Raw genomic sequence first — 14,535 nt, forward strand, 5'->3', positions numbered from 1 at the left:
ATAAACCATGAAAAGAAAAATTACATTATTTACTTTTTTAATCCTTTTTGGGTTGATTTTTTCTGCTTGTCAAAAAGAGGAATCCGAATTTATTGATGAAACCGACCAAGATGAAACCATCACTGCAAATTCTACCTTAACCAATTTAATGCTTCGTACCTCACAAAACCCAGGAAGTAATGATGATATTATTGATGGAAACAGTTGTTCTCAAGTAAAATATCCGGTATCAGTAATTGCCAATGGTCAAGAACTTGTAATTGAAAGTGAAGCCGATATTGCATTAATTCAAGCGGTATTTGACCAATTTCCTAATGATACAGATACGCTTGAGATTGTTTTTCCTATAACCCTTATACTTCAAGATTTTTCTGAAATTATTATCAATGATCAGGCAGAATTAAACGCACTCATTGCTGCCTGTCAAGGACAGTCTGAAATTGACTGCGTAGATTTTATATACCCAATTGACTTTTTTGTTTTTAACTCAAGCACAGAACAAACACAAACCATTACAATTAATAATGATGCAGAGTTGTATTTGTTTTTATTTAGCCTAGATGAAAATGATATAGTGAGTATACGTTTTCCTATTTCAGTAATCTTACAAGATGGAAGTACTATTGAAGTTGCCAATAATCAAGAGCTTGAAGATCTATTAACCAATGCAAATTGTGATGATAGTGATGATGATGGAGGTGTAAGCGATTTTGAAGAAAACCTTACAACCGGAAGTTGGTATGTAACGTACTTTTTTGACGATTTTGATGAAACCAGTGATTTTGAAGGATACCAATTTTCCTTTGCAACAAATAATACAGCACAAGCAACCAACGGCTCCAACACGGTTAACGGAACTTGGAATGTAACATCAAGCAGTACACCAGATCTAAAACTTTTCTTCGGAAATAATGATCCGTTTGATGAATTGGACGAAGATTGGGAAATACTAGAAGCAACTTCAGAAATAATTAGACTAAAACATATAAGCGGTGGTGATGGAAGTGTTGATTATTTAACGTATGAGCGCAACCCAAACAATGACGGCTCAAATGAAGCCTTGAATATCCTTATTGAAAATCTTACCACGGCAAGTTGGTTTATAACCTTGTATGAAGACGATGGAAATAACGCAACCAATGATTATAATGGTTATGAGTTTACTTTTTTTACAAATGGTTCAGCGATAGCAGAAAATGCTTCAGAAACGATAAATGGTTTTTGGTCTGTTGAAGATGATGATAGTGGCTTTGATATTGTTTTTAATTTTGAAAACTCAGGTAGTGATGACCCTTTTGAAGAGTTGAATGATGACTGGGATGTACTTGAATCTTCAGATATAATCTTGCGTTTAAGCGATAATAGTGGAGGTAGCGGCACAGATTTATTAACTTTTGAACGCGAACCCAATACCGGTGGCGGTGGTGATGATCCAGACCCGCAAGAACTACGTGATATTCTTCAAGATGGAACTTGGTTTGTCAAAACCTATTTAGACGATGGCGATAATGAGACCGCTGTTTTCAATGGTTATGACTTTACATTCTTATCAAACCAAACAGTATCTGCAACCAACGGTTCTTCAACTGTTGATGGAATATGGATTGTCACATTAGTAGGTCAAAATTTAAACTTTGAGTTTGATATGGACAGCCCAATTAATGATGCAGATGATGATGAATACAAAGTATTGCAATATACCCAAGACTCTGTTACGTTTATCATTAGAGATAGTAGTGGTAATATAGAAGACACATTGACTTTTGAAAAAAATTAAATACAACTCCTTAAATACATAATTATGAAAACTAAAATAGCAACAATCTTTTCAATATTCATCTTTATAATCACGCTAGTTGGTTGTTCTGAAGATGATGATAGTGATAGTAATAACTCTAATCAAATTAACATCACTCAAGCTACTCAAAACACTCAAAACGGTACTTGGAGAATAAGCTCATTTATAGACTCGGGAGAAGATGAAACAAATGATTTTACAGGTTTTATTTTTGATTTTAAAAATGACGGTAGTGTGATGGCGAGTAGGGGCGAATTGACAGTTTTAGGAACTTGGTCAATAAATGACAGTAGCAACTCATCTGATGATGATGACGGAAGCTCTGATGACGTAGATTTTAATTTGTTTTTTAATGTTCCCGAATCAAATGATTTTGATGATTTAAGTGACGATTGGGATATAACATCGATATCATCTTCAAAAATTGAGTTAATTGACGTAAGCGGCGGAAATGGAGGTACAGATATTCTCGTTTTTGAAAAAATCTAATATTTCATTTTATTAACTCCTCAAAAACCATCTTACTTGTAAGGTGGTTTTTTTATAGTTGACTTTCAGAATTAAAAATCAATTATATGGTAGGGTTTTTTACTAGCAACTTGTTCTATTAATACAAAACCCAAAAAGATATAATGATGAAAAGATTAACCAACATTTCAGTTTTAGTAGGCTTGTTTTTACTTTTGGCAACCGCATGTTCAAAAGAAGATGATCAGCCAACTTCAGATCCCAACTCAAACACTGTAGAAGTAGATTCAGAATTTAGTAACCTATTAATTAGAACTTCAGATCAAAATAATAATGAACCTATAGATTGTTTAGACTTTGTTTATCCTATTAACTTCTTTATTTATAATTCAAGTCAAGAACAAATAGGTACTCAAACAGTAAATAATGATACAGAACTATTAAGCTTTTTACTCTCCCTAGAAAGCGGAACGTACATTGAAATAGATTTTCCTATAAACGTAATTTTAAAAGATGGAAGTGCCGTTGAAGTAAACAGCAATGCTGAATTAGTAACTCTTATAACAGATTGTTCATCAAATGGCGGAAATACCATTCCAAATGACTTTGAAAGCATATTAACTTCCGGCTCTTGGTATTTAACCTATTTTTTTGATGATGAAGATGAAACCTCAGATTTTGGAGGATATGAATTTACATTTGCTACAGATAATAGCGCACAAGCTACCAATGGCACCAACACCATAAATGGTAATTGGAATTTAACAACAAGTAGTACACCAGACCTAGAACTTTTCTTCGGAAACAATGACCCTTTTGACGAACTAGATGAAGATTGGGATATAATTGAAGCAACTCAAGATATTATAAAATTAAAACACATAAGTGGTGGTGACGGAAGTGTTGATTACCTAACTTTTGAAAGAACGCCTACTACCGGCGGTGGTGGCAACGGTGATACAGCAGGATTTATAAACACCTTAACCAATGATATCTGGTATGTAAATTTACTAGAAGATGATGGTACAAATGAAACTTGTGACTATGTAGCTTATGAGTTTGATTTTAATTCAGATGAAACAGTAGTAGCAACTTCAGCAAACAATACAATAAACGGAACCTGGACTGTAACCAATAGCAGTAGTGGGCTTGACTTACTACTTAATTTTGAAATTACTGGTGAAAATGATCCATTTGATGATTTAAATGATGATTGGGATGTAAGCAATTTTAATTCAGAAAGTATTGAACTCATTGATGTAAGTGGCGGCAATGGAGGCACCGATTATTTAAACTTCGGAAGAAATCCATATGAAGACTGTAATGGAGGCGGAAATACAGAAAACCTAGAAATCATTTTAATTGACGGGCAATGGTTTGTTCAAAGTTATATAGATGACGGTGATGATGAAACCAATGATTATAATGGTTATACGTTTACATTTAACACAGACGGAACTGCAGTTGCACAGAGTAATGGCAATACCGTGAATGGAACGTGGAGTGTAGTGACAAGTGGCTCAGGCTTAGATCTGGTTTTAAACTTTGAAATAGACAATGAAAATGACCCTTTTGATGATTTAAATGATGATTGGGATGTTGAACAATTTACAGATGTTCTAGTAGATTTAAAAGATGTGAGTGGTGGTGATGGTAGTACCGATCTTTTAACTTTTGCGAAGTTGTAACCTTCTTTTGCCCTACAAAAAAGCCTTTCTATGTTAAGAAAGGCTTTTTAATAGGTTCTGTTTTAAAACAGTTATTGCTTATTATATAGCTTTTTTCCGGCACTTTCATAAGGGTCGCCAGATACCCAAAAAGGTGTTGATGAATCATTGGCAATATTTCTTCCAGATAATACATAGGCTTTAAAAAACTTCAATAAATAATCATAATCAAGGGTGTCTGCTTCGTCATTGGGACGGTGGTAGTAGGTAGTAATTTTAGAAAAATCTGTAAAGCCTAATGAGAAAGTGGGAGAAGGAATTCCTTTGCGAGCAAAATGTACATTGTCACTTCTGTTAAACAATCCTTGCTCGGGTGCAGGGTCTTCCATGGCTTGTAAGCCAAAAGCAGCAGCAGCATTTTTTATGTTTTCTTCTGCTGTAGTTCTAGTTAGTCCCACAATTGTTGCGATAGAAGTATCATTGTATCCGCCGTTGTCACTATTAAAACAGTATACCATTTGCTCAAGCGGTACAATAGGGTTTTGTGTGTAAAATTCGCTTCCTAGTAAACCTTTTTCTTCAGCAGTAAATAGAATAAATAAAGCTGATCGTTTTGTGGGGTAGGCGGCTAGGTTTTCTGCCATACTTAATACAGTTGTAACTCCTACTGCATTATCTCTCGCGCCGTTATAGATTGTATCTCCTGTTTTATCGGGTTGACCAATTCCTACATGATCATAGTGTGCTGAGTAAATAATATATTCGTCTTTTAATTGTGGGTCGGTGCCTTCAACAATACCAACTACATTTTGGGTACGAATTATTTCAAGACTTTCCTCTTGCATTGTTAGCTGGATAGGGTATTTCTTTTTGGGTGTAAAAGAAGCAGCGTGTGTTTCATTTATGTCTTGTACCCATACATAACTAAAAGGTGTTTCTTTTGAGTTTTGATTTTTTGATTGAGAAATTTCAAGTCGTTGGCTGTTAAAATTATGATCAATATAGCTCCAAATTTGTGGTGCTGCATTGATGTATTCTATAATTGCCAACGCTCCAGCTTTTTTTGCCAATTCCATCTTTTTTCCTCGCAAACCAAAAGCACTGCGAGCGTCTTTTGCATCTGGACCTCCGGCTTTTATTAAAACAACTTTTCCTTCTACGTTGATGTTTTGATAGTCTTTTTCTAGACCGTATCCTATATAAATTGCATCACCGGTGTAATTTATTTTTGAAGCGTTTAAAACTACTTTGTTTGTATATTCTTTTCCTTCAACAGAAAGTGTACTGTTTTTTGGCGGTGTGATAGCTTGTAAAGGCACTTCTTGATAATAATCATTAGTTAGCGGGTTGGGCTTAACGCCATGCCGCCTAAAGGTATTTGCTAAGTAGGATGCCGCAATTTTATTTTCGGGCGTTCCGGTTTCACGTCCTTTCAATAAATCATCTGAAAGAAAATAAATATGACCTTCAATATCTCCTTTTGAAACGGTTGCTTCTACTTTTTCTTGGTCTGTTTGTGCAAAGATGACCGTGCTTAAAAATAGAGTGATTAATAGACTTGGGTATTTCATTGAAATAATCTATAAAGTGTATAATTAATAATTTTGAAAAGGTATGAATTATTTATTTGTAGAAGAAGCGTCTAAGTTTAATTTTCTAATTCTTCTTTTTAGATCTCTACTGTCACTGTATAATGTTACTCCAGAGCATTTATCTACCGCATACCGGTTTAATTTGTTTTCTTCAAATTCGCTTAATTTAATTCTAGAGATGGTTTCTTCATTCAAATCTGGGAAAAGCTCTTCAAGTACAGGATTTTCACTTAGGTCAAGTACCAACCAGTTTCTTCCGGGAATAATTATACCAAACCTTATAGGACAGCCACAGCGATCTTCTTTGGCAACTATTTTTTTTTCATTGTCAAGATAGGTTGCATCTGCAAAAAGTTTTTCTTTGATTAATTCCAGTTGAAAACCAATGGTTTCGGTCTTTTTAAATTCTTTAATCCATTCTTGATTGCTTTTTTTAAGCAAACACTCTTCAGGAAGGGGGCGTTGTGCAAAAGCACTGCCAAAAGCAAATAAAAAAACTATGAGGTAATATGTTTTCAAAACTACAACAGTACTATAACACGGTATACATCCCGAACCGTTTTACGAGATACCATAATGTTGCAGTAGGTGATAAGTGATTGGTTGTGTTAAAGATACACAAAAATTAAAAACCCGTTAATACCCAGATTATTAAATTTACATAAACTGTTTCATTCTTTTACTATTCATTAAGGTAGGTAACGAGATCTTCTAGTTTTTGTGCTGAATCTTGAAGTCCGCCTGCTTGGTTTCTGGTTAACCAAACTGTTTTATGACTGTCAATAATTGAAGTTAATTCTTTAGCAAGTTCTTTTCGTTTGCGTAGTGGAATATTTTTGGTAGCCATATCTTTTGCTTGCAAACGTTCCAGACCTAATTTAATTCCGAAGAGGGCAAGTTTTGAAGCTTGTTTTAATTCTTTGATACTAATTTTGCCATCTGCAGCGGTAGGTTTGGCTTTTTGTAGCATTTCTACTCCTTTTTCAATCTCTGCTCGAGCAGCTAATAGTCCCGAAGTGTTAAGGTGTTTGGTTTGATAATGCCCTTGCATTGTCCACTTATAGCGGCGTATCATTAAATGGTAAGCATTTGAATTTCCTTCAGGAATATCGGCTTTTGTGTAAGCATTTCCTAAGATTAATAAAGCTTTGGCTGTATAACCGCTAGCATCTTTAAAAACATAATTAGTAAGAAGAAACTCCAAGTTGTTACTTGTTTTTTCAGAATAATTCCAAGCGTAATTTGCACCCAAAACCAAAGTAGGGTAGCTTACAGATTTTGGCTGAAAGTGGCCATAGTCACCCCAATCTGTAATTAAATAGCCTTTTGCTTTATATTTATTACCGGCGATTGCGGCTTCTTTCAAATTTATAAATGCATTGTGATTTCTACCTATTTCTGAACGCCAAGTAGAGGTACCGGGACACACATAAAAATCTAATCCGGCTTTGTGAAACTCGGTCAAATTTTTATCAAAAGGATACGTAGCATCATACCCCCAAACTAGGGCTGTCATATTGGTGGGTATGTCTTTGATGAGCTCAGGATGGTTTAACACTATGTCTCCCCAAAACTGAGTTTTTTTACCATTTTTGTTTACCTCGGCGTTTAATTTTTTTAAAAAGTTGAGGTACACGGTTCCTTTACCAATTTCTTCGCTTAACGCTTTTGATTTACCAAGCCCCAACTCCAAAGTCTCATCACCACCAATATTGGCATACTTACTTGTAAAGTTTGGCAATAACTCGGCATAAAGCTCTTGCATTAATTCAAAAGATTTTGGGTTTGTGGGTGCCAAGGCAGTTCTTTTTTTATTTCCCCAAATGGTTTTACAGTTGGTCTCACATTCACTTAACTCTAAATACTCATCATGTTTAAGCCAATTTTCCATATGACCAAATGAGTTTTGATTAGGGACCAAGTCAATTCCTCTTTTTAAGCAGTAGTAATCAAGATCTTTAATTTGTGAAGCAGTAAGTGCACTAGCATCTTTCCATACTATTGGGTGGTTTCTGTAAGCAAAAGTATGTTCGGTGTATAATTGCAACTCATTAATGCGCCACGAAGCCAATTGATCAATAAGTTGATAAAGACTTTCCATAGTGGGCACTTTGTTTCTGCTAATATCTAGCATATATCCTCTTTTTTCAAAATTTGCCCAATCGTTTATTTGTAATTCAGGAAGAGATTGTTGTTCAGTTTTTGCGTTGTTAAGCAAGTAAGAAAGCGTTTGTTTTGCATACCTTAGCGCTGTTGTGTTTTTAGCTGAAATATGAATTGTATTTTTTTCAATATTCAAATGGTATGCATCAAAATGGGGTAACCCAGCTTGTATTTGAAAATTTATGGTAAGCATTTTGGTACCGGCTCTCAGATTCCACTCTCCGGCTGAAGCCTCTTGCATGCTTTTTTTTAAAAATTCATTTAGGTCTGAAAGTTGACTTTGATTAATAGCAATTGAATCGGTATTAATTGTTATTTCTTGTGGGGTAAAAAGCAAGTACTTTTTTAAAAGTTCATTTGCCGAAGTGAACGTACTTATGAAGATTGCTATAATTAAAAGGATAGACTTACTATTGATCATGCTTGTAGGGTTATATGATGTTTTAGAATATTACTTATAGCGTAATGCATAAATAAAAGCTGTAAAATTAAAGTATTTTACAGCCTTTACATATGGATTGATAAATTATATTGCTTAAAATTCTTGCGCTGTTGGGCGAAGTACTATTTCATTTACATCAACATCTGCAGGTTGTTCAATAGCAAATGCTATTGTTCTAGCTACTGAGTCTGAAGGTATAGCAACATTGTTGTATAGATCATTAACAGCTTCAGAGCTTTCTTTGTGTGTGCTTCCGTGTTTTAGTTCAGATTCTACAGCACCAGGTTCAATAGAGGTGGTTCGTATTTTGTCACCTACTTCGTGACGTAATCCTTCAGATATGGCACGAACAGCATACTTGGTTCCGCTGTAAACAGTTCCGCCGGGACTAAATACTTTAACTCCTGCTACAGATGATAAATTGATAAAGTGACCCGATTCTTGTTTTTGGAATTCTGGTAAAGCAGCAGCCACACCATATAAAACACCTTTCACGTTAATATCTATCATGCGGTCCCATTCATCTACTTTGGTTTCACTCATTGGTGCAATCGCCATTAAACCTGCGTTATTTACCATCACATCAATTTTCCCAAATTCAGAAACTGCTTTGTCTACCAAGGCTTTTACTTGTTCTTTTTTGGTAACGTCTGTGGCAATATAGGTAGCTTTTCCGTTGCCTTCGGCGTTGATTTCTTCGGTTATTTTCTGAAGACGTTCTTCACGCCGCGCACCTAACACGACATTGGCTCCTTTACTTGCTAAATGACGTGCAGTTGTTTCACCTAATCCACTACTACCTCCTGTTATAACTACTACTTTTCCTTTAATGTTGTTTTCTAAATTCATCTCTCTTTTTTTGTTTAGTATTAATTAATGTAAGCTATGTTTAGCTTAATAGTATTTTACAAAGAATTGGTACGATAAGGTACCGCTTTCCTTACGGCATACTTCTGTGGTTATAGTTAAGGTTTCTTTAAATTTTATAAATTTTTTCCTAAGGGATGGATAGTAATAATGAATATTAAATCAAAACGTCTTTACTTGCAAATAAGTGACTTAGAATGACGGCGGTTGCATTCTTCTGCATTTGTTTGCTACTTATTGAGTGAAAAACCTCTTTTTTTAGGGGTTTTCTTCGGGTTTCCTTCGGGGTTCCTTCGGGAACGGGTTAGGGTTATTTTCCGAAAATATACCGTCTCCCGAACAAACCCCGAACCAGAGTAAAATAAAGGGTGACCAAAAGCATAGAAAGAGGTGAGTAGGTATTTCAGAATTGATAATGTGATATAAAAAAAGCGAGCTAAATCAGCCCGCTTTCTCTTTTTTTCAAACACGTTGCTTTTATAATGCTTCGGCACCAGCTTTTGCTACCGTGTGGTCATCATCAACGGTGCTTCCGCTTACGCCAATAGCACCAATAATAGTTCCATTGCTATTGGTAACAGGTATTCCACCTGGGAATGAAATTAATCCTCCGTTTGAGTGTTCAATATTGTAAAGTGATTCTCCCGGTTGTGAGAGTTTACCAATTTCCCCACTGTTCATATCGAAAAAGCGGGCTGTTTTGGCTTTTTTAAGGGCAATATCTGCACTTCCTAACCAAGCACCATCCATACGGACAAATGCCACTTGATTGGCGCCGGCGTCAACCACGCTTATGTTCATTTTAGTATCTATTTCTTTCGCTTTGGCCTTAGCCGCCGCAATCATCTTTTCTGCTTGTTCTAAATTAATTGTATTCATATAATTTCGTTTTAAAATTAGTAATCGGTTTTTTTATTGATCGTGACCAAAATTATAGGTGGCTGAGTGTTCTGCTCGTGAGAGCAGAATGTGTCGAAGCCCCAATTTTGATCTTAACTCAACTGCATCACCGCTTTTGCATTTACAAACTCTTTAATACCAAAACCACCGTGTTCACGTCCATAACCTGAATCTTTTACTCCACCAAATGGCATATTAGGTTGCGCCAACCCAAATGAATTGATAAACACCATACCTGTATCAAAGTGGTTTTTGGCAAGATCAAAGGCTTTTTCTGTATTTTCAGAAAAAATACCGCCACCTAAACCAAAACGACTGTCGTTTGCAATACGCATGGCATCTTCAGCATCTTTTGCATGAATTAAGGATGCCACAGGACCAAACAGCTCATCATCATAGGCTGGTTGACCAGGTTCTACATTTTCCAATACGGTTGCGGGATAGTAAAATCCTTTTCCCTCAGGAAGTTCACCGCCACATAAAACCTTTGCGCCTTTTTTTACACTTTCAGTCACTTGCTTGTGTAAGTCGTCTCTAAGATCTTCTCTAGCCATAGGGCCAATTTTTGAGTTTTCGTCCGTAGGGTCTCCATGAGTAACTCCTTTCATACGTTTAACAAAAGCCTCTTTGAACTCATCATATACTTTATCAACAACAATAAAGCGTTTTGCTGCTACACACGTCTCTCCATTATTATAGACGCGACCATTAACACAATGCTTTACAGCTTTATCAATATTTGCATCATCAAGTACAATGTATGCATCGTTGCTTCCCAATTCTAAGACTGTTTTTTTCAATTGTGCTCCGGCTTTTTTACCAATTACTTTTCCTGCCTCAGGGCTTCCGGTAAGGGTAACACCTCGTACCAATTTGTTTTTAATAATATCATCAGATTGTTTATGATTGATCAACAGTACTGTAAACAAGTTTTTTGGTAAGCCGGCTTCAGTATATATTTTTTCAAGTAGTTTGCCGCTTCCGGTAACATTTTCAGCGTGTTTTAATAACACCCCGTTACCAGCCATTAGGTTGGCTATTGAATAACGTACTACTTGATAGGCTGGGAAATTCCATGGTTGAATTCCGTAGATTACCCCTATAGGAGAATACGTGATAACACCTTTACCACCGTTGGGTAACTCGCGTTCATCATCTGCTAACTCTTTAGGGCCATTTTCGGCTGTGTAATCACAAATACTGGTGCATAAATCAACCTCTTGCTTACTTTGCTTAAGTAATTTACCCATTTCTTGGGTCATTGTTTGTACGAGTTCGTCTTTGTGCTTTTGTAAACTTTGACCTATAGCCTTGATGATTTTTGCACGCTCTTCAATGGGTGTTGTTTTCCATTTTAAAAAAGCTTCATGACAATTTTTTACTGAATCTTCAGCTTGTTTATCTGTCATAAATGTATAGTGTTGTATTAGTTCTCCCGTAGCCGGGTTGATTGTTTTTAATCCTTCTAATTGCTCTTCCATGGTTTTCTTATTTTAATTGTTAATTTATGACGAAACAGGGCTATCTTCTCTAGCTTTTGCTTCATAGTCTATGTAACCCTCTATGCCTTGTGTGTAAAAAGTGTCTTTATCCCAGTCACTTAAAGGAATGTTTTTTTCAAATCGCTCTACTAGGTCAGGATTGCTTATGTATGGTTTTCCATAAGCTACTAAATCTGCATCTCCACGTTTTATGACTGCATTACCTTTTTCTTGATCAAAATTGGTGTTAATCATCAAAGTGCCTTTGTAAATAGGGCGGTATCTTTTGGCGATTTCGGTTTTAGCAAAAGGTACATCGCTTACATCATTGAATGGTTCACTTAAATGGAGGTAAGCAAGATTGTATTCATTAAGTTTTTCAATTATATAATCAAAAGTAGGTATGGTTTCTTTGTCAAGCTCCATTCCAAAAATACCGTGTAGCGAGGGGTTCATTCGTAAACCAATTCTATTTTCAGGCATAACTTCTTTGATAGCATCAATTACTTCAAACAAGAAACGAGCTCTGTTTTCAATACTTCCGCCATAATCATCGGTTCGTTTATTGGATGTTGCATTAAAAAATTGATGAAGTAAATATCCGTTACTACCGTGTATTTCAATGCCATCAAAACCAGCTTTCATAGCGTTTTTAGCAGCATCTGCAAAATCTTGAACAGTTTGTTTTATATCTGCCACGGTCATTTCTTTTGGGGTTACGGTGTCTTTAAAACCTTCTGGAGTGAATGATTGAGCATTTGGGTTAATAGCAGATGGTGAGTGTGGTAACGCACCGTTATGAAAATCTGGATGTGACATGCGACCTACGTGCCATAATTGAATAAATATGCGACCGTTTGCTTCATGAACAGCTTTGGTAACTTCTTTCCAGCCGTCTACTTGGGCTTGAGTATGGATTCCGGGAGTATGGATATACCCCACTGCTTGTTCCGAAACCTGCGAACCTTCCGTAATAATTAATCCAGCTGAAGCACGTTGCTTATAATAGATAGCATGTTTATCAGGGGTTGGTTTCTTTTCAGGATTATTGGCACGGCTTCTCGTCATAGGTGCCATTACCACACGGTTGGGTAGTTTTAAATCGCCCATAGTATAGGGCTGTAATAAATGTTGTTTGCTCATATAAATGCCCGTGAATACGGGTGTTTTTAATTATACCAAAAAATTTTGTAATATGTCCTAATCTATTTAGCAGAAAGAATATCAATCTTCTTAATATCTGGATCTTCGCTAAGTAAACGGTCTGCATTTTCCATCAATGCTTTAGCAATCTCGCCATTTAAATGAGCATCTCTTCCTGCTTCGTTTTCAAACGTATCAAAAATTCCAAAGGTGGAATCATCAATCTTAAAACTATACCACGTGAGGGTTTTGTCTTCCTGTCGAGCGAGATCTACAGCGCCTTTGATAAATTGGGCTACTTCGTCCTCTTTTCCTTCCTTGGCTTTTAGCGTAGCCAATAATCCTAACTTTTTCATAACAATATTTTTATATTTATCTTGTATCAAACATACAGCATTCTCTAGCCATTTGATCGTTTATAAGCATAAACCTATGTTAAAAGAGTGATAATGTTTTCTAAACTGAAATAAGAATCTAGGTAATTACCTAAAAGAAGTATAAGTGTAGAAATAAGTATTTAGTACTTTAAAAATCACTTTGAAACTCCCTTTCAGAATGTTATCTTTGCAACCCTATAACCCTTTAATGGGACTTCAATTTTAAAGTATAAAGAATATGTTTGATAATTTAAGTGATAAGTTAGATAAAGCCATGCACGTCCTGAAGGGACACGGCCAAATTACTGAAGTAAACGTAGCCGAAACCCTAAAGGAAGTTCGTCGTGCATTGCTAGATGCCGATGTTAACTTTAAAACTGCCAAAGAATTTACCAACACTGTTAAAGAAAAAGCGCTCGGTCAAGATGTATTGACAACATTAAAGCCAGGACAATTAATGGTAAAGTTGGTAAAAGATGAACTTACCAAATTAATGGGTGGCGATACCGCTGGGATTGACCTAAGTGGTTCTCCTAGTGTGATTTTAATGTCAGGTTTACAGGGTAGTGGTAAAACAACATTTTCTGGTAAACTAGCAAATTACTTAAAATCAAAAAAGACAAAAAAACCATTACTTGTAGCTTGTGATGTGTACCGTCCTGCAGCTATTAACCAGTTGCACGTAGTAGGAGAGCAAATTAAAGTAGATGTTTATAGTGAAGAAGGAAATAAAAATCCTGTAGCAATCGCACAAAATGCAATAGCTCACGCAAAACAAAATGGTCATAATACAGTAATTATTGATACCGCAGGTCGATTAGCGATTGATGAAGCGATGATGACCGAGATAGCAGATATTCACAAGGCTATTAAGCCAAACGAAACACTATTTGTGGTAGATGCTATGACTGGACAAGATGCAGTTAATACCGCAAAAACATTTAATGAGCGTCTAGATTTTGATGGAGTAGTATTAACTAAGCTAGACGGTGATACGCGTGGTGGTGCTGCTATTTCCATTAAAAGTGTAGTAAATAAACCTATTAAATTTATAGGTACTGGTGAAAAGATGGAAGCAATCGATGTCTTTCACCCAGCACGTATGGCAGACCGTATTTTAGGAATGGGAGATGTAGTATCTCTTGTAGAACGTGCTCAAGAGCAGTTTGATGAAGAAGAATCGCGCAAGCTTCAGAAGAAAATCGCTAAAAACCAATTTGGTTTTGATGATTTTATCAAGCAAATCCAGCAAGTTAAAAAAATGGGTAGCATGAAAGACTTGGTTGGTATGATACCCGGAGCTGGTAAAGCACTTAAAGGTATTGATATTGATGATGATGCCTTTAAAGGAATTGAAGCTATTATTCAATCAATGACTCCTGAAGAACGCAGCACACCGGCAGTTATCAATGGTAGTCGCAAAAAACGTATTGCCAAAGGTAGTGGTACATCTGTACAAGAAGTAAATCAATTACTCAAACAATTTAACCAGATGAGTAAAATGATGAAGATGATGCAAGGAGGCGGAGGCCGCAAGATGATGCAAATGATGAATAAAATGCGATAATGCTTTTAAAATTTTTTAAGTTGTACTAATCTATCATAATGACATAGGTTTTTTCAAAATAATTAATATT

Annotated in this window: 12 protein-coding genes; 4 read left to right on the forward strand and 8 right to left on the reverse strand. The window is 35.9% G+C overall.

Annotated elements, in window-relative coordinates; all coding sequences use genetic code 11:
• Positions 1-7 precede the first annotated feature (7 nt).
• The 3 genes from INR76_RS07390 to INR76_RS07400 all read left to right on the forward strand — a co-directional run bounded on the left by INR76_RS07390 (position 8) and on the right by INR76_RS07400 (position 3,954).
• Positions 8-1,777 carry a hypothetical protein gene (locus INR76_RS07390; RefSeq protein WP_223107273.1) on the forward strand — a complete coding sequence of 590 codons (1,770 nt, stop codon included), beginning with the start codon at positions 8-10 and terminating at the stop codon, positions 1,775-1,777.
• A 24-nt stretch (positions 1,778-1,801) separates the two neighbouring features.
• Entirely contained in the window at positions 1,802-2,287 is a 486-nt protein-coding gene (locus INR76_RS07395) for a hypothetical protein (protein ID WP_255592530.1), read from the forward strand.
• A 143-nt stretch (positions 2,288-2,430) separates the two neighbouring features.
• Positions 2,431-3,954, forward strand: a complete 1,524-nt coding sequence (locus INR76_RS07400; RefSeq protein WP_223107274.1) for a hypothetical protein — start codon at positions 2,431-2,433, stop codon at positions 3,952-3,954.
• Positions 3,955-4,025: 71 nt separating this feature from the next.
• On the opposite strand, the gene INR76_RS07405 is transcribed toward INR76_RS07400, so the two are convergent.
• From INR76_RS07405 to INR76_RS07440, 8 genes are all read right to left on the reverse strand, one after another.
• On the reverse strand, positions 4,026-5,504 hold the full coding sequence (locus tag INR76_RS07405; RefSeq protein WP_223107275.1) for a M28 family peptidase: 1,479 nt from the start codon (positions 5,502-5,504) through the stop codon (positions 4,026-4,028).
• A 48-nt stretch (positions 5,505-5,552) separates the two neighbouring features.
• Positions 5,553-6,044, reverse strand: coding sequence for a hypothetical protein (locus tag INR76_RS07410; RefSeq protein WP_223107276.1), 492 nt, complete (start codon positions 6,042-6,044; stop codon positions 5,553-5,555).
• 163 nt (positions 6,045-6,207) lie between these two features.
• Positions 6,208-8,109, reverse strand: a complete 1,902-nt coding sequence (locus INR76_RS07415; RefSeq protein ID WP_223107277.1) for a family 20 glycosylhydrolase — start codon at positions 8,107-8,109, stop codon at positions 6,208-6,210.
• A gap of 114 nt (positions 8,110-8,223) precedes the next feature.
• Entirely contained in the window at positions 8,224-8,979 is a 756-nt protein-coding gene (locus tag INR76_RS07420; RefSeq protein ID WP_223107278.1) for an SDR family oxidoreductase, read from the reverse strand.
• 495 nt (positions 8,980-9,474) lie between these two features.
• Positions 9,475-9,876: a heme-binding protein gene (locus tag INR76_RS07425; protein ID WP_223107279.1), complete on the reverse strand. Its 402-nt coding sequence runs from the start codon at positions 9,874-9,876 to the stop codon at positions 9,475-9,477.
• Positions 9,877-9,989: 113 nt separating this feature from the next.
• Entirely contained in the window at positions 9,990-11,378 is a 1,389-nt protein-coding gene (locus tag INR76_RS07430; protein WP_223107280.1) for an NAD-dependent succinate-semialdehyde dehydrogenase, read from the reverse strand.
• Between the two features lie 24 nt (positions 11,379-11,402).
• Positions 11,403-12,521, reverse strand: a complete 1,119-nt coding sequence (locus INR76_RS07435) for an alkene reductase (protein ID WP_223107281.1) — start codon at positions 12,519-12,521, stop codon at positions 11,403-11,405.
• 62 nt (positions 12,522-12,583) lie between these two features.
• Entirely contained in the window at positions 12,584-12,877 is a 294-nt protein-coding gene (locus tag INR76_RS07440; RefSeq protein ID WP_223107282.1) for a putative quinol monooxygenase, read from the reverse strand.
• 259 nt (positions 12,878-13,136) lie between these two features.
• Here INR76_RS07440 and ffh point away from each other — a divergent pair, with 259 nt between their 5' ends.
• Positions 13,137-14,465, forward strand: a complete 1,329-nt coding sequence (gene ffh / locus INR76_RS07445) for a signal recognition particle protein (RefSeq protein ID WP_223107283.1) — start codon at positions 13,137-13,139, stop codon at positions 14,463-14,465.
• Positions 14,466-14,535: the final 70 nt, after the last annotated feature.

Source organism: Marixanthomonas sp. SCSIO 43207 (genome assembly GCF_019904255.1).
GTDB lineage: Bacteria > Bacteroidota > Bacteroidia > Flavobacteriales > Flavobacteriaceae > Marixanthomonas.

Coding starts and splice junctions, on each gene's coding strand:
- INR76_RS07390 (WP_223107273.1), top strand. CDS start 8: ATGAAAAGAAAAATTACATTATTTACTTTTTTAATCCTTTTTGGGTTG.
- INR76_RS07395 (WP_255592530.1), top strand. CDS start 1,802: ATGAAAACTAAAATAGCAACAATCTTTTCAATATTCATCTTTATAATC.
- INR76_RS07400 (WP_223107274.1), top strand. CDS start 2,431: ATGATGAAAAGATTAACCAACATTTCAGTTTTAGTAGGCTTGTTTTTA.
- INR76_RS07405 (WP_223107275.1), bottom strand. CDS start 5,504: ATGAAATACCCAAGTCTATTAATCACTCTATTTTTAAGCACGGTCATC.
- INR76_RS07415 (WP_223107277.1), bottom strand. CDS start 8,109: ATGATCAATAGTAAGTCTATCCTTTTAATTATAGCAATCTTCATAAGT.
- INR76_RS07420 (WP_223107278.1), bottom strand. CDS start 8,979: ATGAATTTAGAAAACAACATTAAAGGAAAAGTAGTAGTTATAACAGGA.
- INR76_RS07425 (WP_223107279.1), bottom strand. CDS start 9,876: ATGAATACAATTAATTTAGAACAAGCAGAAAAGATGATTGCGGCGGCT.
- INR76_RS07430 (WP_223107280.1), bottom strand. CDS start 11,378: ATGGAAGAGCAATTAGAAGGATTAAAAACAATCAACCCGGCTACGGGA.
- INR76_RS07435 (WP_223107281.1), bottom strand. CDS start 12,521: ATGAGCAAACAACATTTATTACAGCCCTATACTATGGGCGATTTAAAA.
- INR76_RS07440 (WP_223107282.1), bottom strand. CDS start 12,877: ATGAAAAAGTTAGGATTATTGGCTACGCTAAAAGCCAAGGAAGGAAAA.
- ffh (WP_223107283.1), top strand. CDS start 13,137: ATGTTTGATAATTTAAGTGATAAGTTAGATAAAGCCATGCACGTCCTG.